The organism is Mesorhizobium sp. LjNodule214, from assembly GCF_964252735.1.
In the GTDB taxonomy this organism is placed as follows: domain Bacteria; phylum Pseudomonadota; class Alphaproteobacteria; order Rhizobiales; family Rhizobiaceae; genus Mesorhizobium.
The window spans coordinates 1147409-1170150 of sequence record NZ_CAXUPE020000001.1 but is presented as its reverse complement, the minus strand read 5'-3'; the positions used below and the strand labels follow the sequence as shown (position 1 = coordinate 1170150).

21 protein-coding genes are annotated in these 22742 nt (G+C 64.6%); 11 read left to right on the top strand and 10 right to left on the bottom strand.

Annotated features, from left to right (window positions below):
* Positions 1-23: 23 nt before the first annotated feature.
* From ACSQ3Z_RS05735 to puuE, 4 genes are read right to left on the bottom strand one after another with little or no spacing between them, the layout of a single operon-like run.
* A complete protein-coding gene (locus ACSQ3Z_RS05735) occupies positions 24-617 on the bottom strand; it encodes a nucleoside deaminase (RefSeq protein ID WP_436170376.1) in 594 nt (197 codons plus the stop codon).
* Positions 617-1120, bottom strand: coding sequence for an ureidoglycolate lyase (locus ACSQ3Z_RS05730; RefSeq protein WP_436170375.1), 504 nt, complete (start codon positions 1118-1120; stop codon positions 617-619). The genes ACSQ3Z_RS05735 and ACSQ3Z_RS05730 overlap by 1 nt, the downstream gene beginning before the upstream one ends.
* Positions 1117-1980 carry a bifunctional allantoicase/(S)-ureidoglycine aminohydrolase gene (locus ACSQ3Z_RS05725; protein WP_436170374.1) on the bottom strand — a complete coding sequence of 288 codons (864 nt, stop codon included), beginning with the start codon at positions 1978-1980 and terminating at the stop codon, positions 1117-1119. Before ACSQ3Z_RS05725 ends, ACSQ3Z_RS05730 begins: the two co-directional genes overlap by 4 nt.
* 11 nt (positions 1981-1991) lie before the next feature.
* A complete protein-coding gene (puuE, locus tag ACSQ3Z_RS05720) occupies positions 1992-3416 on the bottom strand; it encodes an allantoinase PuuE (RefSeq protein WP_436170373.1) in 1425 nt (474 codons plus the stop codon).
* A 174-nt stretch (positions 3417-3590) separates the two neighbouring features.
* On the opposite strand from puuE, the gene uraH reads away from it, so the two are divergent.
* The 5 genes from uraH to ACSQ3Z_RS05695 all read left to right on the top strand — a co-directional run bounded on the left by uraH (position 3591) and on the right by ACSQ3Z_RS05695 (position 9806).
* Entirely contained in the window at positions 3591-3962 is a 372-nt protein-coding gene (uraH, locus tag ACSQ3Z_RS05715; protein ID WP_436170372.1) for a hydroxyisourate hydrolase, read from the top strand.
* Positions 3963-3965: 3 nt separating this feature from the next.
* Positions 3966-5447 (top strand): xanthine dehydrogenase small subunit, encoded by a 1482-nt coding sequence (xdhA, locus tag ACSQ3Z_RS05710; protein ID WP_436170371.1) that lies wholly within the window; start codon positions 3966-3968, stop codon positions 5445-5447.
* Positions 5447-7795, top strand: a complete 2349-nt coding sequence (gene xdhB, locus ACSQ3Z_RS05705; RefSeq protein ID WP_436170370.1) for a xanthine dehydrogenase molybdopterin binding subunit — start codon at positions 5447-5449, stop codon at positions 7793-7795. Before xdhA ends, xdhB begins: the two co-directional genes overlap by 1 nt.
* A gap of 61 nt (positions 7796-7856) precedes the next feature.
* Positions 7857-8843, top strand: a complete 987-nt coding sequence (gene xdhC, locus ACSQ3Z_RS05700; RefSeq protein ID WP_436170369.1) for a xanthine dehydrogenase accessory protein XdhC — start codon at positions 7857-7859, stop codon at positions 8841-8843.
* A gap of 126 nt (positions 8844-8969) precedes the next feature.
* Positions 8970-9806 (top strand): PhzF family phenazine biosynthesis protein, encoded by an 837-nt coding sequence (locus ACSQ3Z_RS05695; protein ID WP_436170368.1) that lies wholly within the window; start codon positions 8970-8972, stop codon positions 9804-9806.
* Positions 9807-9812: 6 nt separating this feature from the next.
* Here the strand turns inward: ACSQ3Z_RS05695 and ACSQ3Z_RS05690 are convergent, their stop codons facing one another.
* From ACSQ3Z_RS05690 to ACSQ3Z_RS05680, 3 genes are read right to left on the bottom strand one after another with little or no spacing between them, the layout of a single operon-like run.
* Positions 9813-11078: an LLM class flavin-dependent oxidoreductase gene (locus ACSQ3Z_RS05690; RefSeq protein ID WP_436170367.1), complete on the bottom strand. Its 1266-nt coding sequence runs from the start codon at positions 11076-11078 to the stop codon at positions 9813-9815.
* Positions 11075-12034, bottom strand: coding sequence for an LLM class flavin-dependent oxidoreductase (locus ACSQ3Z_RS05685; RefSeq protein WP_436170366.1), 960 nt, complete (start codon positions 12032-12034; stop codon positions 11075-11077). Before ACSQ3Z_RS05685 ends, ACSQ3Z_RS05690 begins: the two co-directional genes overlap by 4 nt.
* 59 nt (positions 12035-12093) lie before the next feature.
* Positions 12094-13014, bottom strand: a complete 921-nt coding sequence (locus tag ACSQ3Z_RS05680) for a LysR substrate-binding domain-containing protein (protein WP_436171839.1) — start codon at positions 13012-13014, stop codon at positions 12094-12096.
* Positions 13015-13153: 139 nt separating this feature from the next.
* Between ACSQ3Z_RS05680 and ACSQ3Z_RS05675 the strand changes: the two genes are divergently transcribed.
* From ACSQ3Z_RS05675 to ACSQ3Z_RS05655, 5 genes are all read left to right on the top strand, one after another.
* Positions 13154-14371, top strand: a complete 1218-nt coding sequence (locus ACSQ3Z_RS05675) for a urate hydroxylase PuuD (protein ID WP_436170365.1) — start codon at positions 13154-13156, stop codon at positions 14369-14371.
* A 2-nt stretch (positions 14372-14373) separates the two neighbouring features.
* On the top strand, positions 14374-15684 hold the full coding sequence (gene guaD / locus ACSQ3Z_RS05670) for a guanine deaminase (protein WP_436170364.1): 1311 nt from the start codon (positions 14374-14376) through the stop codon (positions 15682-15684).
* A 31-nt stretch (positions 15685-15715) separates the two neighbouring features.
* Positions 15716-16435, top strand: a complete 720-nt coding sequence (locus tag ACSQ3Z_RS05665) for an aspartate/glutamate racemase family protein (RefSeq protein WP_436170363.1) — start codon at positions 15716-15718, stop codon at positions 16433-16435.
* A gap of 66 nt (positions 16436-16501) precedes the next feature.
* The gene (locus ACSQ3Z_RS05660; protein WP_436170362.1) at positions 16502-16999 is read left to right on the top strand and encodes a heme-degrading domain-containing protein; all 498 of its coding nucleotides are present in this window, start codon (positions 16502-16504) and stop codon (positions 16997-16999) included.
* Positions 16996-18261: a glycerate kinase type-2 family protein gene (locus tag ACSQ3Z_RS05655; RefSeq protein ID WP_436170361.1), complete on the top strand. Its 1266-nt coding sequence runs from the start codon at positions 16996-16998 to the stop codon at positions 18259-18261. The genes ACSQ3Z_RS05660 and ACSQ3Z_RS05655 overlap by 4 nt, the downstream gene beginning before the upstream one ends.
* A 27-nt stretch (positions 18262-18288) precedes the next feature.
* On the opposite strand, the gene ACSQ3Z_RS05650 is transcribed toward ACSQ3Z_RS05655, so the two are convergent.
* Complete coding sequence (locus ACSQ3Z_RS05650) at positions 18289-19710, bottom strand: glutamine synthetase family protein (protein ID WP_436170360.1); 1422 nt, start codon at positions 19708-19710, stop codon at positions 18289-18291.
* A complete protein-coding gene (locus ACSQ3Z_RS05645; RefSeq protein WP_436170359.1) occupies positions 19707-21089 on the bottom strand; it encodes an aspartate aminotransferase family protein in 1383 nt (460 codons plus the stop codon). The genes ACSQ3Z_RS05650 and ACSQ3Z_RS05645 overlap by 4 nt, the downstream gene beginning before the upstream one ends.
* Before the next feature lie 158 nt (positions 21090-21247).
* Between ACSQ3Z_RS05645 and ACSQ3Z_RS05640 the strand changes: the two genes are divergently transcribed.
* Positions 21248-21700 carry a hypothetical protein gene (locus ACSQ3Z_RS05640; RefSeq protein WP_436170358.1) on the top strand — a complete coding sequence of 151 codons (453 nt, stop codon included), beginning with the start codon at positions 21248-21250 and terminating at the stop codon, positions 21698-21700.
* Between the two features lie 6 nt (positions 21701-21706).
* On the opposite strand, the gene ACSQ3Z_RS05635 is transcribed toward ACSQ3Z_RS05640, so the two are convergent.
* Positions 21707-22681, bottom strand: a complete 975-nt coding sequence (locus ACSQ3Z_RS05635; RefSeq protein WP_436170357.1) for a WD40 repeat domain-containing protein — start codon at positions 22679-22681, stop codon at positions 21707-21709.
* Between the last annotated feature and the right edge of the window lie 61 nt (positions 22682-22742).

Here is a 22742-nt window from a genome sequence, read left to right as displayed (position 1 = left end):
CGAATTCGGCTGGTCAATCCGCGTCAGTTCAGCGGAATGTCGTTTTCGGCCTTGCTCGCCTGATAGGCGCCCGACAACTCATCGTAGCGGGCGGAAATCTTGCCGATCCGCTCTTCCAGGCGCTCGCGCTCGGCTTCCGGCAACGAGCGCGCCAATCTGCGAATCGAAAAGCTCTTCCAATAGGCGTTCTCGGCATTGTAGCCGCCGGGATCGAGGGTGAAAACCTCCTTCAGGATCTTCAGATCGTGCGGAATGGCGAAAGAGTCGCGCGAATCCTCGTGGCTGAACAGATAGTAGAAATTGTCGAAGCCGGTCCAGGTGATCGCCGACAGGCAGAGCGAGCAGGGCTCGTGCGTGGCGAGGAAGATGGCATCCTTGGTGTCGACGCGCTCGGCCTTGGGCATTTCATAGAAGCGCTTCAGGCAGTGCACCTCGCCGTGCCAGAGCGGATTTTCCATCTCGTTGTTGGTCTCGGCCAGCACCAGCGAGCGGTCGTCCTTGCGCAGGATCGCCGCGCCGAACAGCTTGTTGCCATGGGTGACGCCGTCGGCCGTCTTCGGCACGATGTCTTGCTCGATGACGTCGAGCAGGCGGTCGATCAGCGAAATGTCGGTCATTATTGCTTTCCCTCGGGAAGATGGATCTCGTAGGGGTGCGAGAAATGGCACTCTTCGAGGTTGGAGCCGTCGCCGCCGCGGTCGACGATGACAAAATCCTGGGCCTCGCCGATCGGCGTCAGCACGCCGTGCCAGAGATTGCGCGGATAGTTGATGCCCTGGCCGGGCGCGGTGATGAAGGCGTGCGGTTCGCCGGGGCCATCCTTGCCGTCATGGCAGACGACGACCAGGAACGGCCGTAGCGACAGCGGGATGAAGGCCTGGCTGCCGAACGGATGGCGCTCGACCATGGTCAGCTTCAGCGGCAATTCGTAAGGCGTGCCGCGCACCATGGAGATCAGCACACGCGAGTTCGGCCCCTGCGCTTCCGCTGTGGCGAGATCGTGGTAGCGCTCGGCCTTGCCGCCATTGATCGGGTAGTGGTTGTCGCCGCCCATATCGATGACGTCGCCGAATTCGGCGAAGCTTTCGCGGGTCAGCGGCCGGGCAACGATGCGGGTCACCGGGCGCGATCCCCGAGACCCACTCCGCCGAGCTTGGCGTGCCGGTTGACGTCCTTGTAGAGCAAATAGCGGAATTTACCGGGGCCGCCGGCATAGCAGGCCTGCGGGCAGAAGGCGCGCAGCCACATATAGTCGCCGGCCTCGACCTCGACCCAGTCCTGGTTGAGGCGGTAGACGGCCTTGCCTTCCAACACATAGAGGCCGTGCTCCATGACATGGGTCTCGGCGAACGGGATGACCGCGCCCGGCTCCAGTGTGACGATGGTGACATGCATGTCGTGGCGCATGTCGGCGGGGTCGACGAAGCGTGTCGTTGCCCAGCGGCCGTCGGTACCGGGCATCGGGCTCGGTGCGACCTGCTGCTCATTGGTGAAAAAGGCTTCTGGCACGTCGAGACCGTCGACCGCTTCATAGGCCTTGCGCACCCAGTGGAAGCGGACCGCGGCGCCGCTTTCGTTGCGCACGGTCCAGCCGCTCCCCGGCGGCAGGAAGGCAAAGCCGCCCGGCTTCAGCACATGCGCATTGCCGGCAAGCGAAACGCTGAGCTCGCCCTCGACCACGAACAGCACGCCCTCGGCCCCGGCATCCGGTTCCGGCCGGTCGCTGCCGCCTCCCGGCTCGACCTCTACGATGTATTGCGAAAACGTCTCGGCAAAGCCCGACAGCGGCCGCGCGATGATCCAGACCCTGGTCTTGTCCCAGAACGGCAGGGCGCTGGTGACAATGTCCTGCATCACGCCCTTGGGGATGACGGCATAGGCCTCGGTGAAGACGGCGCGGCCAGTCAAAAGCTCGCTCTGGCCGGGGTGGCCGCCATGCGGCGCGTAGTAGGTTCGCTCGGGCGTCTTGATCATATCCATGTGTCCTGACCCTATTGCGGCAGCATGTCTCTCAGCCGAAGCAGCGCGATGCGCTCGACCTGTTTGCAGGCGGTGTCGAATTCGGCGCCGCGGCTGTTGCCGATGCGCGCCTCGAACTCCGCCAGGATTTCTTCCTTGGTCTTGCCCTTCACCGCGATGATGAAGGGGAAGCCGAAAGTGGTGACGTAGGCGGCGTTGAGCTTGGAGAACAGCTCGCGCTCCTTGTCGGTCAGCGCGTCGAGCCCGGCCGAGGCCTGTTCCTTCGTCGATTCCGCCGTCAGCCGCCTGGCCTTCGCCAGCTTGCCGGCAAGGTCCGGGTGGGCATTGAGCACGGAGAGCCGCTCGGCCTCGCTGGCCGCGCGGAAGACGCGGCAGAGCGCGTTGTGCAGGCCGCCGGCGCTGTCATGCGCCGGACCGAGCTCCAGCTCGTAGGCACGTTCGGCGATCCACGGCGAATGTTCGAAGGCGCCGCCGAATGCATGCACGAACGCCTCGAATTCCATTTTCGACGGGCGCAGCGCCGGCAGCCGGAGCGGATGGTTTTCGTGCCAGTGCCTGGCGATGTCGATGCGCCGCGCCAGCCACACTCTGTCATGCGACTTGACGTAGTCGACGAAGCGCTTCAGCGCCGCGACGCGGCCCGGCCGGCCGACGAGCCGGCAGTGCAGGCCGATGTTCATCATGCGCGGCCGCCCTTGCCTGCCCTCGGCATAGAGCGTGTCGAAACTGTCTTTCAGATAGGCAAAGAACTGGTCGCCCGAGTTGAAGCCTTGCGGCGTGGCGAAGCGCATGTCGTTGGCGTCGAGCGTATAGGGGATGACGAGCTGCGGCTTTTCGGCACCGTCGCGCTCGAACCAGTAAGGCAATTCGTCGTCATAGGTGTCGGACACGTAGTCGAAGCCGCCCTCCTCGGCCACCAGCCGCACCGTGTTGACCGAGGTGCGACCTGTATACCAGCCGGTCGGGCGTGCGCCGGTCACTTCGTAATGCAGGCGGATCGCCGCTTCGAGGTCGCGGCGCTCGTCTTCCGGCGCATGGTCGCGGTAGTCGATCCATTTCAGCCCGTGCGAGGCGATCTCCCAGCCGGCCTCCTGCATCGCCGCCACCTGGTCGGGCGAGCGCGCCAATGCCGTGGCAACGCCGTAGCAGGTGACCGGCACCTGCGCTTCGGTGAACAGGCGGTGGAGCCGCCAGAAACCGGCGCGGGCGCCATACTCGTAGATCGATTCCATGTTCCAGTGGCGCTGGCCGACCCAGGGGGCTGCACCCACGATCTCGGACAAGAAGGCTTCCGAAGCCTTGTCGCCGTGCAGCACGCAGTTCTCACCGCCTTCTTCGTAGTTGACGACGAACTGCACTGCCACATGCGCGCCGCCGGGCCATTTCGGATCCGGCGGATTGGCCCCGTAGCCGCGCATGTCCCGTTCGTAACGCATTGTCACTCCTGCCGGATGTTGAGATGAAGATATCGAAAGGAGTGCTTGCGCATTCCCCCGAAAATTTTTGAAAGTGCTTTTTGTCGCACTCCGCTCGACCGGGACTTATGCATCGCCTTTAATGGGCGCACAATTCACCAGAACGTTCGACTGTACCGGAATGGGAGACGGCCAGTGACAGAAACGTCGAAAGCCGATGGCGGGCGTCTGACGACCCATGTCCTCGACACCGCGACCGGGAGGCCGGCGAAAGGCCTGTCGATCGAGCTTTACCGCATCGAGCGCCAGGCCCGCACGCATCTGAAGACGGTGGTCACCAACGATGACGGCCGCTGCGATGCGCCGCTGCTTGCGGGCGCCGACTTCCGCACCGGTGAGTACGAGCTGGTCTTCGCCGCCGGCGATTATCTGCGCCGGCACGGCAAACTGCCCGAACCGGCCTTTTTGGACAGCGTGCCGATCCGCTTCGGCATGGCCGAGCCGGTGCACTATCATGTGCCGCTGCTGATCTCGCCCTACGGCTATTCGACCTATCGGGGAAGCTGAGACATGGCCAGGATCAAGACCCGCAACGAGATCCGCTTCATCCTCAACGGCGAGGATGTCGCGCTCGGGACCCTCGCGCCCGACGAGACCTTGCTCGACTGGCTGCGGCTCAACCGCACGCTGCGCGGCACCAAGGAAGGCTGCGCCGAAGGCGATTGCGGCGCCTGCACCGTGCTGGTCGGCAGGCTTTCCGCCGGCAGGCTGGTCTATGAAAGCGTCAATGCCTGCATCCGCTTCCTCGGCTCGCTCGACGGCACGCATGTGGTGACGGTCGAACACCTGCGCGGCGACGGCGAAAAGCTGCACCCCGTGCAGCAGGCAATGGTCGATTTCCACGGCTCGCAATGCGGCTTTTGCACGCCGGGCTTCGTCATGTCGCTCTACGCGCTGTGGATGCGCTCGCCCGAGCCTTCGGATGCTGCGATCGAAAAGGCGCTGCAGGGCAATCTCTGCCGCTGCACCGGCTACGAGGCGATCATGCGCGCCGCGCGTGCCATCTCCAGTTACGGCAAGGCGGCAAAGGACCCGCTGGCGGCGGAGCGCAAGGCGATCACCGCCAAGCTCGCGGCGATGAAAGACGGTTCGCGCATCGAGATCGGTGCCGGCAAGCAGCGGCTGGTCGTGCCGGCCAATGCAGATGATCTGGCCAGCGTGCTCGACAAAGAGCCCGGCGCCACCATCGTTGCCGGTTCGACCGATGTCGGCCTGTGGGTGACCAAGCACATGCGCGACATCTCGCCAGTGGTCTTCATCGGCAATCTCGACGGCCTCTGCACCATTTCGGAAGACAAGGGCGTGATTTCGATCGGCGCCGGCATCACCTACAGCGAGGCGTTCTCGATGTTGGCGAAGCGCATCCCGACGCTCGGGCCGCTGTTCGACCGCATCGGCGGCGAGCAGGTTCGCAATATGGGCACGATCGGCGGTAACATCGCCAACGGCTCGCCGATCGGCGACACGCCGCCGCCCCTGATCGCGCTCGGCGCGCGCCTCACGCTGCGCCGCGGCAAGAAGCGCCGCACGATCCCGCTCGAATCCTTCTTCATCGCCTATGGCAAGCAGGACAGGCGGCTCGGTGAGTTCGTCGAGGCCGTGCATGTGCCGGTGCCAGCCAAGGGCACAAAGTTTGCCGTCTACAAGGTCACCAAGCGCCGTGACGAAGACATCACCGCCGCGCTTGGCGCTTTCTACCTGACCTTGGCCAAGAACGGCACAGTGGCTGATATCCGCATCGCCTATGGCGGCATGGCGGCGACGCCGAAACGGGCCTTCGGCGTGGAAAAGGCGTTGCTCGGCAATCCGTGGACGGAAGCGACGGTGGAAGCGGCGATGGCCGAATACGCAAAAGACTTCACGCCGCTGACCGATATGCGGGCCTCGGCCGAATACCGGGCGATGGCGGCGAAGAACCTGTTGCTGCGCTTCTTTGTCGAAGCCACCGGAACCAAGGCGCCGTTCCAGGTTTCACGGTACGAGGCGGCGTGATGACCAGCCATTCCCCCAATCTCAAGGCGCAAAAAATCTCCGGCGGCGTTGCCACCGACCAGCGCCATGATTCCGCGCACAAGCATGTCAGCGGCACGGCCGTCTATATCGACGACATGCCGGAACCGGCGGGCACGCTGCATGGATGCCTCGGGCTTTGCACGGCCACGCATGCCACGATCACAAAGATGGACCTGTCGGCGGTGCGCTCCGCTCCCGGCGTCGTCGACGTGCTGACGGCGAAGGACGTCCCCGGCGAGAACGACATTTCGCCGACCGGCCGCCATGACGAGCCGGTGCTGGCCGACGGCAACGTGCAGTTCTACGGCCAGCCGATCTTCTGCGTCATCGCCGAGACGCGCGAACAGGCGCGCCGCGCAACCAAGCTGGCCAAAGTCGAATACAAGGAGCTGCCTTTTGTCACCGACATCGGCGTGCTCGATCCCCGCAAGGACAAGCTGGTCACGCCGCCGCTGACTTTGAAGCGCGGCGATGCCGCCGCCGCGATCAAGGCGGCGCCGCGCCGGCTAAAGGGGCAGATGCGTGTCGGCGGCCAGGAGCATTTCTACCTGGAAGGCCATATCGCCATGGCCATCCCCGGCGAGGACGATGACGTCACCATCTATTCCTCGACCCAGCATCCGAGCGAAGTCCAGCATATGGTCAGCCATGCGCTCGGCGTGCCGAGCAATGCCATCACGGTGGAAATCCGCCGCATGGGCGGTGGTTTTGGTGGCAAGGAAACGCAAGGCAACCAGTTTGCCGCCTTGGCCGCGATCGCCGCCAAGCGCCACCATCGCGCTGTAAAAATCCGACCCGACCGCGACGACGATATGATCGCCACCGGCAAGCGCCATGATTTCCTCGTCGAATACGAGGTCGGCTTCGACGATGACGGCAACATTTTGGGCGTCGATTTCATGTTCGCGGCGCGCTGCGGCTTCTCGTCGGACCTGTCCGGCCCGGTCACCGACCGCGCGCTGTTCCACTGCGACAACACCTATTTCTGGCCCGCCGTGCATGCGCAGTCGGCGCCGCTCTACACCAACACCGTGTCGAACACCGCCTTCCGCGGCTTCGGCGGCCCGCAAGGCATGGTCGGCGCCGAGCGCGTCATCGATGAGGTTGCCTTTGCCGTCGGCAAGGACCCGCTCGAGATCCGCAAGCAGAACTTTTATGGCACCTCGGATCGCAACATCACGCCGTATCATCAGACGGTCGAAGACAACATCATCCACCGCATTGTCGCCGAGCTGGAGGCGAGTTCGGACTACACAAGGCGCCGCCGCCTCATCGAGGCCTTCAACGCCAACAGCCGCTTCATCAAGCGCGGACTCGCACTGACGCCGGTCAAGTTCGGCATCTCGTTCACCGCCACGCACTACAACCAGGCGGGCGCGCTGGTGCATGTCTACACCGATGGTTCGGTGCATCTGAACCATGGCGGCACCGAGATGGGGCAAGGCCTCTATCTCAAGGTCGCGCAAGTGGTGGCGGAAGAGTTCCAGATCGACCTCGACCAGGTGAAGATCACCGCCACGACCACTGGCAAGGTGCCGAACACCTCGGCCACTGCCGCGTCCTCCGGCTCCGACCTCAACGGCATGGCGGCGCAGAACGGCGCCAGGCAGATCAAGGACCGGCTGACCGACTTCGCCGCCGAAAAGTACCAGGTGCCGCGCGACCAGGTTGTCTTCCTGCCGAACCGGGTCCGCATCGGCAACCAGGAAATCGCTTTCGCCGATCTCATCAAGCAGGCCTATATGGCGCGCATCCAGCTTTCGGCGGCGGGCTTCTACAAGACGCCGAAAATCCACTGGAACCGCGACAAGGGCCAGGGCCGCCCCTTCTACTATTTCGCCTATGGCGCGTCGTGCTCGGAAGTGTCGGTCGATACGCTGACCGGCGAGTACATGGTCGAGCGCACCGACATATTGCACGAGACCGGCCGCTCGCTGAACCGCGCCATCGACCTCGGCCAGATCGAGGGTGGCTTCATCCAGGGCATGGGCTGGCTGACGACCGAGGAACTTTGGTGGGACGGCAAGGGCCGACTGCGCACGCATGCGCCGTCGACCTACAAGATCCCGCTCGCTTCCGACCGACCGAAGATCTTCAACGTGACGCTGGCCGACTGGCCGGAGGCGAGCGAGCCGACGGTGCATCGCTCCAAAGCGGTCGGCGAGCCGCCCTTCCCGCTCGGCATGTCCGTGCTGCATGCGCTGTCGGATGCGGTGGCGAGCGTTGCCGATCACAAGATCTGCCCGCGCCTTGATGCGCCGGCGACACCGGAGCGGGTGCTGATGGCGATCGAGCGGCTGAAAGTCGAGGCCAAGACGAAGGTGTAAATCGGCCAAATCGTGCAAATCCGGTCGAAAACGCCTATATTTCCCAATCGGGAACGCGAAAATGAACTCGAAAGTGCACAGCCTGAAAGCCTTTTTAGCTGGTGCCGGCCGGGTTGCCCTGGTCGAAGTGGCAGGCACGAAAGGCTCGACGCCGCGTGAGAAGGGCGCCTTCATGCTCGTCTCGCGTATGGCGATCTTTGGCACGATCGGCGGCGGCCAGCTCGAATATATGGCGATCGACAAGGCACGGCAGATGCTTCTCGGGGAGATGGCCGCGAAGCGGCCAGAGGGGGCCGGTAGCGCGAGACTTGGGAAAATGTCGAGCACCGCCGCGGCGATCCCACCCGGCGGCTTCGCCGCCACCCTCCCCTCGAGGGGGAGGGGAGCCCGCATCGAGGTCGACGAAGTCTGCGCCACGCTTGACGTGCCGCTTGGGCCGGAAATCGGCCAATGCTGCGGCGGCAGGGTGGAGGTGTCGATTCGGCTGCTCGACGCGGCGCTTGAGGCCGAACTGATCCGCAATGCCGAAGCGGAAGAGGCGCGTCTGCCTCACGTCTATCTCTTTGGCGGCGGCCATGTCGGCCAGGCGCTGGCATCGGCGCTGGCGCTTTTGCCCATTCATGCCGTCGTCGTCGAGACGCGCGCCGACGCACTGGAAGGCATGCCGGAAACGGTCGAGACGAGGCTGACGCCGATGCCCGAGGCCGTGGTGCGCGAGGCGCCGGCGGGATCGGCCTTCGCCATCCTTACGCACGACCATGCGCTTGATTTCCTGATCGTCGCTGAGGCGCTGAAGCGCGACGATGCCGCCTATGTCGGCATGATCGGTTCGAAGACCAAGAAGGCGACGTTCAAGAACTGGTTCCTGAAGTCGGCGGACGGCAGCGAGGCAGAGTTCGCCCGCCTCGTCTCGCCGATCGGCGGCGATGCCGTCAAGGACAAGCGCCCGCCGGTGATCGCAGCGCTCGCCGCCGCCGAGATCATGACGGCGCTGGTTGCCCATGCCGCCTCGGCGTCCGTTTCAGCTGGAATGCAAATGGCCGGGTGACTGCGCCGGCTTAGCCGGCAAATCCAGCGGGCTGTGACCCCCACTCACAGCTGCTCCTCGCTTTCTTCGTTTCCCAAATCGCCCGAAAAGACGTTTGCTGCGCGCCTTCAACCTGGGTGGAACGAGATGGACATATTGCGAATCGCGGCCTTTTCGGATGGCGACACCGGTGGCAATCCTGCCGGGGTGGTGATAGGCGATGCCTTGCCCGACGCCGCTACAATGCAGCGTGTCGCTGCCGAGGTCGGATTTTCGGAGACCGCCTTTGCCGCCCCCGAGGGCGATGGCTGGCGGGTTCGTTACTTTTCGCCTGAAACCGAGGTTCCTTTCTGTGGCCATGCCACGATCGCGCTCGGCGCGGGCCTCGTCCGGCAATTCGGGGACGGGACTTTTCCACTGATCCTCAACCAGGCCGGGATCACTGTCGAAGGGTTTCGCGACGGCACGAACATCGCCGCCGCGCTGCAGTCGCCACCGACGCGCAGCAAGGCCGCTCCGCCGGAGCTTCTTGCAGAGACGCTGACGCTGTTCGGCTACTCGGCTGAGGTTCTCGACCCGGCAATTGCGCCGGCATTGATCCATGGCGGCGCCGCCCATCTCGTGCTGGCGCTGAAGTCGCGCCAAGCGCTGGCTGCCATGGCTTATGATTTGAAAGCCGGGCAGGCGCTGATGCGGCGCGAAGGGCTGGTCACGATCCTGCTCGCCTATGCCGAGACGCCGCGCCTGTTCCACACCCGCAACCCGTTCGCGTCGGGCGGCGTCTATGAGGACCCGGCGACAGGGGCCTCGACCGCCGCCTTTGCCGGCTATCTGCGCGATCTCGGCTGGCCGCATGGTGGCGCCATCGATATCGTGCAGGGCGAGGATATGGGCATGCGTTCGCGGCTCCATGCCGATATCCCGCCGACCCCGGGCAGCTCGATCAGGGTGTCCGGAACCGCCCGAATGATGGACGCCGGCTGAGGCGTTTCACACCGGCCGTTTCAGGCCGAGATGGTCGCGCAAGGTGCGGCCTTCATATTGCGTGCGGAACAGGCCGCGCCGCTGCAGTTCCGGCACGACGAGCGCGGCAAACGAATCGAGCTCGCCGGGGAACCAGGACGGCATGACGTTGAAGCCGTCCGCGGCGCCGCCTTCGAAGCGCGCCTGCAATTCATCGGCGATCTGCGCCGGCGTGCCGACGACGCGCCAGTGGCCGCGCGCGCCGGCGAAGTGGCGGGCAAGGTCGCGGATGGAAAGATTGTCGCGGCGAGACTGCTCGATGACCAGCGCCTGCCGGCTCTTCATCCCTTCGCTGGGCGGCAGTTCCGGCAGCGGTCCGTCGATCGGATAGCGCCACAGATCGGAGATGCTGAGATAGCTGGAGAGCAGCGCGACGCCGACGTCGTCGGGGATTAGCTCCTGCAGTTCCTCATACTTCTCCTGGGCCTCGGCCTCGGTTGCGGCAACGACCGGCGCCACACCCGGCATGATCTTGATGTCGTCCGGCTCGCGTCCATAGGCGGCCAGCCGCCCCTTGAGATCGTCGTAAAAGGCTTTTGCTTCCTCGAATGTCTGCGCCGCGCTGAACACGACATCGGCGGTCCTGGCGGCAAGGTCCTTGCCGTCCTCCGATGCTCCCGCCTGCACCATGACCGGCGCGCCCTGCGGCGAGCGCGGCAGATCGAGCGCATCCTGGACCGAGAAGCTTTGGCCATCATGGCTGAGGCCGCCAGTGTCGGCGCCGCGCCAGAGGCCTGTGACCACGGTGGCGAATTCACGTGCCCGCTCATAGCGGTCGGCATGCGGGCGCAGGCCGGTCGAGCCGAAATTGGCAGCCTCGATATGGCTAGCCGAGGTAACCAGGTTCCAGCCGGCGCGGCCGCCGCTTAGCTGGTCGAGCGACGCAAAGGTCCGCGCCAGCCCGTAAGGCTCGTTGTAGCTGGTCGAGGCCGTCGAGACGAGGCCGATGCGCTCGGTCTGGACGGCGATCGCCGCAAGCAGGCTGATCGGCTCGAAGCCGATCGAGCGCGAGGTCTGGCTGGCGATGCCGACATTGGCCTCGCGCAGGCCGGCCGCATCCTCGCAGAAGATCATGTCGAGCTTGGCCGCCTCGGCCGTCCGCGCCAGCTGGATGTAATGGTCGATGTCGATACCCGCCGTGACATGCGCCTTGGGATGGCGCCAGGCAGCGATGTGGTGCCCTGCCGCCCACAGGAAGGCGCCAAGCTTCATCTGTCTTTTGCGCACGGTCATGGCCTGTTGCCTCCGCCAAGTCCGAGATGCGCGCGCAGCGTCGTGCCGGTGTAGTCGGGCCGCAGCAGGCCGCGACGGCGAAGTTCCGGCAGGACGCGATCGGCGAAATCGTCAAGCGCCGTAGGCAGCGCCGGCAAGACCAGGCTGAATCCGTCGCAGGCTTCCGCGCCGAACCACGCTTCCAACCTGTCGGCCGCAAGCTCGGACCCTGCAGCAACGGTCAGCAGCACCTTCACGGCGTCCGGGCTACGGCCATTGGCAAGCGCCCGTCGTTTCAGGTCGTCGCAAGCGGCATTCGCGCCCTCCGGCGATTGTTCCTCAAGCAGGATTACGTCGGCGATGCGGGCGGCGAAATCGAGGTCGGCTTCCGACAGACCCGACATCACCAGCACCGGCGTGTCCTGCGGCGAGCGCGCCACATTGAGCGGGCCGCGCACCGAGAAGAACTCGCCTTTGTGGTCGAGCAGGTGCATCTTTTCCGGGTCGTGGAAGCGGCCGCCGATCTTGTCGAACAGCAGCGCATCCGCATCCCAGCCCTTCCACAAACCCTGCACGATGCCGATGAACTCTTCCGCACGGCGGCGAAAATCATCGTCGGAAATGCCTTCCGGCCGGCTGAAATTGGCCGCTTCGCGCGAGTTTTGCGACATCGTCACGTTCCAGCCCACTCGGCCATGGCTGATGATGTCGAGGGAAGCAAAACGGCGCGCCAGATTGTAGGGCTGGTGGGCAAGCGTCGAGGCGCTGGCTACGAGCCCGATCCTTTCGGTCACGGTCGCCAGTGCCGCCAGAAGGGTCGTCGCCTCGAACGGGCTGCCCGATTGCTGGCTGCCACTGGAATCGGAAATGCTGACCATGTCCAGCCCGGCCGCTTCGGCCTTCCGCACGAAGCCAGCCAAACGGCTGAAATCCAGTTCGGCAACGGAAGCAATATTGAGCGACACAGCGAGATGCATGACGCGAAGCTAAGTTCGCCTGCGTTCAAGGCAACCCTGCGGAATGGGCCAGCGGACCGTCATTTGCCGGCCAGCAGATCCTTGATCAGCCGCTGGCAGCGCTCGGCCATGAAGTCGAGCAGCAGCCGCACCTTCGGGTCCTGCAGCTTCTTGTGCGGATAGACGGCGGCGAACTGCACCGGCGTCGGCGGCGTGTCGGCAAGGATCACCTTCAGCCGCTGATCGCGGATGAACGGCTCGACCTCGAAGCGCGGCTTGTTGATGATGCCGCGGCCGGACAGCGCCCAGCCGGTCAGCACGTCGCCGTCATCGGTGTCATAGGGCCCATGCACCTCGAATTTCTGCGGGCCGCCGGGCATCTGCAGCGTCCACACATATTCGCGCGCACCGGAATAACGCAGCATCAGGCAGTCGTGCTTCTTGCCGATCAGTTCGTGAGGCTCGCTTGGTTCGCCGCGCGCTTCCAGATATTTCGGCGCCGCCACCAGCACGCGCTCGCATTCCATGATGCCACGCATCCGGAGGCTGGAATCCTCGATGATGCCGAGACGGAAGGCAACGTCGATGCCTTCCTTCATGATGTCGACATTGTGGTCGGAGAGGCGAAGCCTGACTTCGATATCGGGGTATTTGTCGTGGAAATCGGGAATGCCCGACGCCACCAGCCGCCGGCCAAGGCCGAGCGGCGCGGTGACCCTGATCGTCCCACGCGGCTGGCCTGACAGCGCCGAGACGGCGGCTTCCGCCTCGGTGATCGCTTCCAGCACTTGCTTGGCGCCGGTATAGAACACGGTGCCATGCTCGGTCGGCATCAACTGCCTGGTCGTGCGGTTGAACAGGCGGACGCCGAGGTGCTTCTCCAGCTCCTTGATGCGATTGGAGGCGACCGCCGGCGAAATGCGCATGTCGCGGCCCGCCGCCGACAGATTGCCGAGTTCGACGACGCGGACGAAAACGGCGATGTTGTCGAGATAGGCCATGCGGATTTCGTGGCTCTCAATGCGGCTCAGTATGCCAAGCCTAGTATTTTCCATTTTTTTTTGAAAGTCATCGCGCACCTCGCCTCTTTTCGTTTGCGCCCGACACCGTAAAGTCGCGTCATCGGCAGGGACGACTTCAATGATGGATTTCGCGATTTTCTGGGACTGGCTGAGTTTCGCCGTGCGCTGGCTGCATGTCATCACCGGCATCGCCTGGATCGGCTCGTCCTTCTATTTCGTCGCGCTCGATCTTGGGCTCCGCCAGCGACCCGGCCTGCCCGCCGGCGCCTTCGGCGAGGAATGGCAGGTACATGGCGGCGGCTTCTACCACATCCAGAAGTATCTGGTGGCGCCGGCCGAGATGCCGGAGCACCTGACCTGGTTCAAATGGGAGTCCTACGCCACCTGGCTGTCGGGCTTCGCCATGCTGTGCGTGGTCTATTATGCGGGCGCTGACCTGTTCCTGATCGATCCGAATGTGCTGCCGATGTCGGTGCCGGTCGGCATCCTGCTGTCGCTGGCGACCATCGGCGTCGGCTGGGTAGTCTATGATCTTCTGTGCCGCTCGCCGCTCGGCAAAAGCGACACCGGCCTGATGCTGGTTCTCTACGGCGTGCTGGTGTTCATCGCCTGGGGGCTGACGCACTTGTTCACCGGCCGCGCGGCGTTCCTGCATCTCGGCGCCATCACCGCGACGATCATGTCGGCCAACGTCTTCATGGTGATCATCCCAAACCAGAAGATCGTCGTCGCCGACCTGATCGCCGGCAGGAAGCCCGACCCGAAATACGGCAAGATCGCCAAGCAACGCTCGCTTCACAACAACTACCTGACGCTGCCCGTCCTGTTCCTGATGTTGTCGAACCACTATCCGCTGGCGTTTGCTACCCAGTTCAACTGGGTCATCGCCTCGCTGGTGTTCATCATCGGCGTGCTGATCCGGCACTATTTCAACAGCGTCCATGCGCGCAAGGGCAACCCGACCTGGACCTGGCTCGGCGCCGCCGTGCTGTTCGTCATCATCATCTGGCTGTCGACGGCGCCCAAGGTGCTGACCGGCGAGCCGAAGGCCTCCGCCGCGGCCGAGGTCTACATTGCCTCGGCGCATTTCCCGGCCGTGCGCGACACCGTGCTTGGCCGCTGCTCGATGTGCCACACGCAGGAGCCGGCCTATGAGGGCATCTACCACGCGCCGAAGGGGGTGATACTGGATACGGACGCCAGCATCGCCGAGCACGCCCGCGAAATCTACTTGCAGGCCGGCCGCAGCCACGCCATGCCACCCGCCAACGTCACCCAGATCAGCGACAAGGAGCGGGCGCTGCTGGTCGCCTGGTTCGAAGGCGCAGGGAAATAAGCATGACCTCCATCCTTCTGCGCGGCCGCACGCTGTCCTTCCTGCGCTGGCCTGAAAGCATCGACGACCATGCCGCCTGGCGCTACGAGGAGGATGGCGGCCTGCTGATCCGCGATGGCCGGATCGTTGCGGCCGGCGCCTATGCGCAAGTCGAGAAACAGGCGGGCGAAGGCGTCGAAAAAATCGACCATCGGCCGCATCTGCTGTTGCCGGGCTTCATCGACGCGCATGTGCATTTTCCGCAGATGCAGGTCATCGCCTCCTATGGCGCCGAACTGCTCGACTGGCTGAACAAATATACCTTTCCGGAGGAGACGAAGTTCGCCAACGCTCAGCACGGCCGCCGCATCGCCAGGCTGTTCCTCGACGAGATGCTGCGCCACGGCACGACGACGGTCGCTGCCTATTGCTCGGTGCACAAGGCTTCCGCCGAGGCCTTCTTTGCCGAGTCGCATGACCGCAACATGCTCAACATCGCCGGCAAGGTGATGATGGACCGCAATGCGCCGGATGGCGTGCTCGACACGCCGCAATCCGGCTATGACGACAGCATGGCGCTGATCGCCCAGTGGCACGGCAAGGGGCGCCAGCACTACGCCATCACGCCGCGCTTCGCCATCACCTCGTCGCCGGAGCAGCTGGAAATGGCCGGCGCGCTCTGCCGCGAAAACCCCGATCTCCACATGCAGACGCATCTGTCGGAAAATCATGCCGAGATCGCCTTTACCCGGGAACTCTACCCGTGGTCGCGCGACTACACCGACGTCTACGAGCATTATGGGCTGCTGGGGCGCAAAAGCCTGTTCGGCCATTGCATCCATCTGTCGGAACGCGAGGCGGACGCGCTATCGGGTTCCGGCTCGGTGGCGGTGTTCTGCCCGACCTCCAACCTGTTCCTCGGCTCCGGCCTGTTCAATTATCAGCGCTACCGCACACGTGACAAAGCTCTCCGCATCGCCGCCGCCACCGATGTCGGCGGCGGCACCAACTACTCCATGCTGCGCACCATGGACGAAGGCTACAAGGTCATCGCGCTGAATGGCGAAAAGCTGAACCCGTTCCAATCCTTCTGGCAATTGACGCGCGGCAATGCCGAGGCGCTATCTGTCGCTGACAAAGTCGGCACGCTCGATGCCGGTACCGACGCCGACATCGTCGTGCTCGACGCTCGCGCGACACCGGCCATGCGGCTCAGGATGGAAACCATCGAAACCTTGGCTGAGGAGCTGTTCCTGCTGCAGACATTGGGCGACGACCGCACTGTCAGCGAGGTCTATGTCGCCGGGCGACGAGCGAAGAGCGAGTTGCTATAAGGCAAGCAGCAGGTGCGAGGGGGGCCCATCAATGACCGTCCGTCAGGCGAACCTTATCGGGTTGATAGGCGGGATGAGTTGGGAATCGAGCGCGATTTACTACCGGTTGCTCAATCAGGCCGCTCATCGACGCCTCGGCGGACATCACAATGCCAGGTCGGTCCTGTTCACGCTCGATTTCGACGAGCTGAATGAAATGGCCGCGCTCGGACGCTGGGACGTAGTCGCCGAAAGGGTAGCCGAAGCGGCGCGACACCTGGAAAGGGCCGGCGCCGATTTGGTGATGATCACCTCCGTCTCCGGACACCGTGTGGCCGACCAGGTGGAGCCCCTGCTTTCCGTCCCGCTGCTGCATATCGCCGATGTCACGGCGCAGGCCATTCGGTTGCGGAGCTTTACGCGTGTCGGGCTGCTGGGAACGCGCTACACGATGGAGCAGGATTTCTTCTCGGGACGTCTGCGTCAGCGCCATGGCCTCGAAGTCCTGACACCGCAGCAGCAACAACGCGAGGCCTTGCATAGCATCATCATCGATGAATTGACGCTGGGCATCGTGAAGCCGGCCTCCAGGGCTGCGCTGCTGGACATGGCGCTAGACCTCCAGGCGCACGGCGCGCAGGCGGTGATCTTAGGTTGCACCGAACTTCCGCTGCTGGCCGCTAGGGACGACTATCCGTTGCCAGCTTTCGACGTCACCCAACTTCATGCCGAGGCGGCGCTGGACATCGTTCTGGTAGATGGGTGCGCCTGACCGCTGACGTCTTGACCGCGCCGCGATAGTCGGCCAAAGCCAGCCACGACATCGGGAGCGAAGACAATGGCCGACGACATCGAGACCATCAAAAGACAGGAAGCCACGCTCGTCTTGCCCAGCTTCGACGAGGCCGTCGCGTTCAAGATCGGTTCGGCGATCCGCGACCGCGCGCTGGCCGAGAACATGCCCATCATCGTCGACATCAGGACTTTCGACCGGCCGCTCTTCTACGTGGCGATGCCGGGCTCGAACGCCTCCAATCCCGATTGGGCGCGGCGCAAGATCAACGTGGTGAAGCGATTCCTGAAAAGCACCTACCGCATGGTGCTTGAGCAGCAGCGCCCCGATCGCACCTTCAAGGTCGGCGAAGGGCTGGATATCGCCGACTACGTGCTGGCCGGCGGCGGCTTTCCGGTGACGGTCAGGGGCGCTGGCGTCATCGGCGTGATCGCCGTCTCGGGCCTGCCGGAGCGCGAAGACCACGGCGTCGTGGTCGATGCGCTGTGCAACTATCTGCGCATTGACGCAGCCGAACTGGCATTGCCGCCGGAAGCAAAATGACAGAATTCGATCCGAAGACCTTCCTCACCTCGATCTTCAACGCCGCGGTGGCCGCCGCTGACCCGGAACGGACGATCCGGGATCATTTGCCGGCGAAGCCAAAGGGCCGCACCATCGTCATCGGCGCAGGCAAGGGCTCGGCGCAGATGGCGGCTGCCTTCGAAAAGGTGTGGGACGGTCCGATCGAAGGGCTGGTCGTCACCCGCTACGGCTATGGCGCCAAATGCGAGCGGATCGAGATCATCGAGGCGGCGCATCCGGTGCCGGATGCGGCCGGCCTAGCGGCCTCACGGCGATTGCTGGAGAAAGTCCAGGGACTGACCGCTGATGACCTGGTGGTGGCGCTGATTTCGGGCGGCGGTTCGGCGCTATTGCCTTCGCCGGCCGGCGGCCTGACACTGGCCGACGAGATCGCCGTCAACGAGGCACTGCTTGCCTCCGGCGCGCCGATCGCGGCGATGAACACCATCCGCAAGCATCTCTCGACCATCAAGGGCGGCCGGCTGGCCGCCGCCGCCTATCCGGCCAAGGTGGTGTCGCTGGTCGTCTCGGATATTCCCGGCGACAATCCGGCGCTGGTCGCCTCCGGGCCCACCGTTCCCGACACCGGCAGCCGCGAGGATGCACTGGCCTCGATCGCCGCCTATGGCATGACGCTGCCGGCTTCGGTCATGGCGCATATCAATTCGCCGGCAGCCGATGCGCCACGACCGGACGATCCGCGCTTTGCGGCCAATGAGGTGCACCTAATCGCCTCGGCTGGTGTGTCGCTGGAAGCGGCGGCCACCGAAGCGAAGCGGCAGGGCGTGGAGGCCGTCATTCTTTCCGATTCCATCGAGGGAGAAGCGCGCGAGGTTGGCGGCGTGCACGCGGCGATCGCGCGCGAGGTCGCGACGCGCAACCGGCCGTTCCAAAAGCCGGTGCTGATCCTGTCGGGCGGCGAGACCACGGTGACGCTCCGCGCCAAGGGCAAGGGCGGCCGCAACTCGGAATTCCTGCTCGCCTTCGCCATCGGCATCAGCGGCATGGAGGGCGTCCATGCGCTCGCCGCCGATACCGACGGCATCGACGGTTCGGAAGACAATGCCGGCGCCTTTGCCGACGGCTCGACGGTGTCGCGCATGAGGACGGCGGGTGTCGACGCCAAGGCGATGCTGGCCGGCAACAATGCCTGGATGGCGTTCAATGCAACAGGCGATCTTTTCGTGCCCGGCCCTACGGGCACGAATGTCAATGATCTGCGGGCAATCCTGATCCGCTGAAACGGTCAGTCGGCTATCAAACCCTACTCACACCTCGTGCAGATAGAGATGATAGTCCAGTTCGCTGACGGTGCGGGCGACGCGCAGATATTCCGATTGCTTGATCGCCACGAAGGTGCGGTGCAGATCCTCGCCGAGCGCGCCTTTCAGGAACGTTGAAACCCGTGCGGCCTCGATCGCGGCGCGCCAGTCGACCGGCATCGTTGTTCGCGTGACGGCCGATTCATAGCCGTTGCCGGTTGTTTCCGGACCGGGGTCGAGGCCGTCGTCAAGTCCTTTGACGATGCCGGCGAGCACGGTTGCCGCCACCAGATAGGGATTGGCGTCGACGCCCGAGGGACGGTGCTCGATGCGCCGGTTTTTCGCGTCGCCCGCTGGTACACGCAGCGCCACCGAGCGGTTGTTGACGCCCCAGGTCGGCGCCACCGGCGCATAGGACTGCGAAACGAAGCGCCGCCAGGAATTGGCGTGCGGCGCAAACACCAGCATCGATTCGGCCATGGTCTGGATCAGGCCGCCGAGGCCGCGCAGCAGCGGCAGCGACCATGTCTCTCCGGCGGCTTCGGCAAAGACGTTCCTGCCGGCATCGTCCTGCAGCGAGACGTGGAAATGCATGCCCGAGCCGGCATATTTCTCGATCGGCTTGGCCATGAAACAGGCGGTGACACCATGACGGCGCGCCTGCGCCCGCACCAACCGTTTCAGCATGACGAGGTCGTCGGCTGCCCGCATGACGTCCTTGCGGTAGTTCAGCGTCAGCTCGTACTGGCCGGGCGCATATTCGGAAATCACCGTCTCCGCCGGAATGCCTTGCGCCTTGGCCGCGGCATAGATGTCGGAAAACAGCGGCTCCATGCCGTGCAGGTGGTCGACGGAATAGACCTCGGTCTTGGCGGAGCGACGACCGTCGAGCACGGCATTTGCCGGTTGCACATTGCCGTCGGCATCGCGCTCATTGGCAAGGAGAAAAAATTCGAGCTCGAAGGCGCCGGCGGGATGCAGGCCTTTGGCCGCCAATATGTCCACTTGCCTGGCCAGCGCCAGCCGCGGGTCGGACGACATCGGCTGGCCGTCGAGATGGTACATCGCCATCAGCACCTGGCCGCGCGGCGGACTTGTACCGAACAGCGGCACCAGCGTGCCGGGGATCGGCCATGCCCGGAGGTCGCCGTCACCGGTCGTCCAGATCAACCCGGTCTCGTGCACATCCTCGCCGGTGATGTCGAGGCCGAGGATGGAAATCGGCATGTGCCGGCCGCCCTCGAAAATGCTCATCAGCTCATGCCGGCGCACGATCTTGCCGCGGCCGACGCCGTTGGTGTCGGTCAAGACGATGTCGAAGGCTTCGATCTCGGGATGGGCGTCGAGGAAAGCTTTCGCTTCGCTGGGCGTCGAGCCCGAAGGTGAGGTCGCTACGGCGGTTGGGGTTGGCATGCGCGCTTGTCTCATGCCGCAAGCCTTGCCGCAACCGCGGCGAAAGCGGTGATCAGCCGATTGACCTGGGCCGCTTTGGTGGCCGGCGAGATCAGCATCATGTTGTGGAAAGGCGCAATCAGCACGCCCTGGTTGACCAGCGCGACATGGATCGCGGCCTCGAGCTCCGGCGCATGCGCTGCTTCGGCCTCGCCGCCATTCCTCAAGGGGCCAGGCGCGCAGATGAATTCGACGCGGGCGCCGACACGGGCAGCATGCCAGGGCAGGCGATAGCGGTCGATGACCCCGGTCAGCCCGGCGTGGAGCTGTCGCGCCAGATGGTCCATCCGGTCATAATTCGCCTTGGTCATCACCTCTTCCAGCGTCGCACGCATCGTCGCGAACTGCAGCGGGTTGCCGGACAGCGTCGTGCCCATGCCGGAATAGCCCGGCTCCTTGGTCCTGTTATAGGCGGCATATCGCGTGGCGACATCCTCGCTCATGCCCCAGATGCTCGCCGGTACGCCGCCGGCGATCGGCTTGCCGAGCACGAACAGATCCGGCTCCAACCCGTACGTCCTGGTGTAGCCGCCAGGTCCGGTCGAGATGGTGTGGGTTTCGTCGATCAGGAGCAGCGTGCCGGCCGCGCGGGTCAGCTTTCGCAGCGCGTCGTGAAAGCCGGGGTCCGGCAACACCATGCAGGAGTTGGTCAGCACCGGTTCAGTGATAACGCAGGCAATATCCTTGCCGCGCAACGCGGCTTCCAGCGCCGGCAAATCATTGAACTCGACAACCCCGGTTTTCTGGGTGAGGTCGCGGAATTCGCCGGCCAGTCCCGGCCGGTTGGCCGGTGTGCCGTCGACCAGCCGCAACATCGTCTCGTCGACCGAGCCGTGATAGCAGCCGTTGAAGACCAGGATCTTTTCCCGACCGGTGACGGCGCGGGCGACGCGCAGCGCAAAGCGGTTGGCGTCGGTCGCCGTCGTCGCAATCTGCCAGAACGGCAGGCCGAAATGTTGCTGCAACAGGGGGCCGATGGCGAGCGCGTCTTCGGAAGGCAGCATGTAGGTCAGGCCGCGCCCGGCCTGGCGGCGGATGGCCCGCGCCACCGGCGGCGGCGAATGGCCGAACATCGAGCCGGTGTCGCCGAGGCAGAAATCGTCGAGCCGGTTGCCATCGATATCGGTAATGGTCGCGCCTTTGGCGCTGTCGACCAGGATCGGGAACGGTGTCGGCCAGTCGTTCATCCAATGCATCGGCACGCCGCCGAAGAAACCGGGCAGGCCGTTGCCAATTTTTGCCGCCGATTTCGGCCGCGCCTTGCGGAAAACCTCCGCCTCCGTCTCGCGCAGCCTGGCGATGCGGTCGCGGCCGACGCCACCGATCGAAGTTCTTGAATGGTCGATTGAATGCATGAGGGCCCTCTCGCCGGGCACTGTAGACAATCGCGGTCTCAACCCGCAATTGGCCGCCTGGTTGCCCTGCATTGGCTCAGCGCCACTCGGCTGGCGCTTGACCTCGAGGCAAAACCCGGTGCCAATACGGCCTGGCTTGTGGTTTTGGGGGAGAAAAAATGCGGGCGATCATCTGCACTGCGACGTTGCTTATGTCGGCTGGCGCGGCCTTTGCGAGCGGCGGTATCTGGTGCTCCGCTGAAGATGCGGCGGCAATGTTCCAGGTCGAAGCCGGTGTCACCAGGGGCATGGGCGGGCCGACCTTCAACTTTCGCGGCGATCTCGAAATTCTCAACAGGCCTGCCGGTGACAGCCTGCGCAAGACCGTGTTCGAGGATTCGAACCTGACGCAGTACTGGCTCGACGGCAAGGAATTGCGGCTGAACATCTATCGCGAGCACGAGGCCGCGCAAACGTACAACTCGGTCGAACTGACGATCCTGACCAAGACCAGCGACGAGGGCGTCTATGACGGCCGCTACACGCTCGCCATCTATGACGCCGCAGCGGATACGGACCAGGACGGCAAGCCGGTTGAAGTCACCGGCAAGGTATCGTGCGGGGCCGAGTAAGCGAGTTCAGGCTGTGATGTCGATGACGCCGCAGTCGCCGGCCGCGCTGCCGAAGGCGATGCGGCGCTCTTCCTTGTCCCACATCATCGAGGTGATGGCGCCTTTGCCCGGGCGTCGCAACAACACTTCCTTGGCGTCGGCAAAGCGCACCGCCATCACCATGCCGTCGTCATAGCCGACGGCCACGACATCCTGGCTCGGATGGCAGGCGACCGTCGTCACCATGGCATTGCCACGCGTGCCGAGCTCCAGCGGCGCCTTGCCCATCGGCCCGTCCTTGCCCGAAAACGGCCAGACGATCGCCGCCGGCGCGCCGGAACTGGCCAGCCATTTGCCCTTGGCGCTCCACGACAGGCTTTTGACCTTGCCGGGATAGCCGCTCATGCGCATGTGCTTGCCGTCGGCCAGCTTCCAGCCATGCAGCGCGTTCTCCTGCATGGTGGTGACGAGGAAGGCGCCATCCGGCGAAAAGGTGATGCCGGTATGGGCGCCGGCCCATTCGAGCTCGACCGGCTTGCCCTCGGCGGCCGGGAAATGCAGCGTCGCGCCATTGTAGCGGGCGACGCCGAAGCGCATGCCCTTTGGCGAAAAGGCCAACCCCTCAACCGAGCGCGGATGCGCGAATTCTTTGGTCTTGCCGTCGGCAAAGCGCACACAGGCGGTCTTGCCAGAGGCGAAGGCGATGGCGCCCTGCGGCCCGGCGGCGACGCTGGTGATCCATTTCTTGCCGGCGCTCGCCAGTTCTACGGCATTGCTGCCGGCGGTAATGGCAAACACCTTGCCATCCTCGCCACCGGTGATCAGCCGGTCGTTCGCCGTGTCATGGAAGGCAGCGAGCAGCCCGTCATTGGCCTGCACGGTCTTGTGGCCATGGTCGAGCCGGTGGACCGCGCCATCGGCCAGCGCGAAATGCGGCACGTCGCCGAGGAAGACGGCAGCGACGCAGTGGCCTTCAAGATCGAGCGGGGCGACGGTGGGCATTCGAGCTGGTCCATTCGAGATTGTTGCCGGCCGTCTACGTCACAGCGCGACTAGGTGCGCT

Coding starts and splice junctions, on each gene's coding strand:
- ACSQ3Z_RS05660 (WP_436170362.1), top strand. CDS start 16,502: ATGGCCGACGACATCGAGACCATCAAAAGACAGGAAGCCACGCTCGTC.
- ACSQ3Z_RS05655 (WP_436170361.1), top strand. CDS start 16,996: ATGACAGAATTCGATCCGAAGACCTTCCTCACCTCGATCTTCAACGCC.
- xdhB (WP_436170370.1), top strand. CDS start 5,447: ATGACCAGCCATTCCCCCAATCTCAAGGCGCAAAAAATCTCCGGCGGC.
- ACSQ3Z_RS05635 (WP_436170357.1), bottom strand. CDS start 22,681: ATGCCCACCGTCGCCCCGCTCGATCTTGAAGGCCACTGCGTCGCTGCC.
- ACSQ3Z_RS05690 (WP_436170367.1), bottom strand. CDS start 11,078: ATGACCGTGCGCAAAAGACAGATGAAGCTTGGCGCCTTCCTGTGGGCG.
- ACSQ3Z_RS05640 (WP_436170358.1), top strand. CDS start 21,248: ATGCGGGCGATCATCTGCACTGCGACGTTGCTTATGTCGGCTGGCGCG.
- ACSQ3Z_RS05665 (WP_436170363.1), top strand. CDS start 15,716: ATGACCGTCCGTCAGGCGAACCTTATCGGGTTGATAGGCGGGATGAGT.
- ACSQ3Z_RS05725 (WP_436170374.1), bottom strand. CDS start 1,980: ATGGATATGATCAAGACGCCCGAGCGAACCTACTACGCGCCGCATGGC.
- ACSQ3Z_RS05645 (WP_436170359.1), bottom strand. CDS start 21,089: ATGCATTCAATCGACCATTCAAGAACTTCGATCGGTGGCGTCGGCCGC.
- puuE (WP_436170373.1), bottom strand. CDS start 3,416: ATGCGTTACGAACGGGACATGCGCGGCTACGGGGCCAATCCGCCGGAT.
- guaD (WP_436170364.1), top strand. CDS start 14,374: ATGACCTCCATCCTTCTGCGCGGCCGCACGCTGTCCTTCCTGCGCTGG.
- xdhA (WP_436170371.1), top strand. CDS start 3,966: ATGGCCAGGATCAAGACCCGCAACGAGATCCGCTTCATCCTCAACGGC.
- xdhC (WP_436170369.1), top strand. CDS start 7,857: ATGAACTCGAAAGTGCACAGCCTGAAAGCCTTTTTAGCTGGTGCCGGC.
- ACSQ3Z_RS05695 (WP_436170368.1), top strand. CDS start 8,970: ATGGACATATTGCGAATCGCGGCCTTTTCGGATGGCGACACCGGTGGC.
- ACSQ3Z_RS05685 (WP_436170366.1), bottom strand. CDS start 12,034: ATGCATCTCGCTGTGTCGCTCAATATTGCTTCCGTTGCCGAACTGGAT.
- ACSQ3Z_RS05735 (WP_436170376.1), bottom strand. CDS start 617: ATGACCGACATTTCGCTGATCGACCGCCTGCTCGACGTCATCGAGCAA.
- ACSQ3Z_RS05680 (WP_436171839.1), bottom strand. CDS start 13,014: ATGGCCTATCTCGACAACATCGCCGTTTTCGTCCGCGTCGTCGAACTC.
- ACSQ3Z_RS05650 (WP_436170360.1), bottom strand. CDS start 19,710: ATGAGACAAGCGCGCATGCCAACCCCAACCGCCGTAGCGACCTCACCT.
- ACSQ3Z_RS05675 (WP_436170365.1), top strand. CDS start 13,154: ATGATGGATTTCGCGATTTTCTGGGACTGGCTGAGTTTCGCCGTGCGC.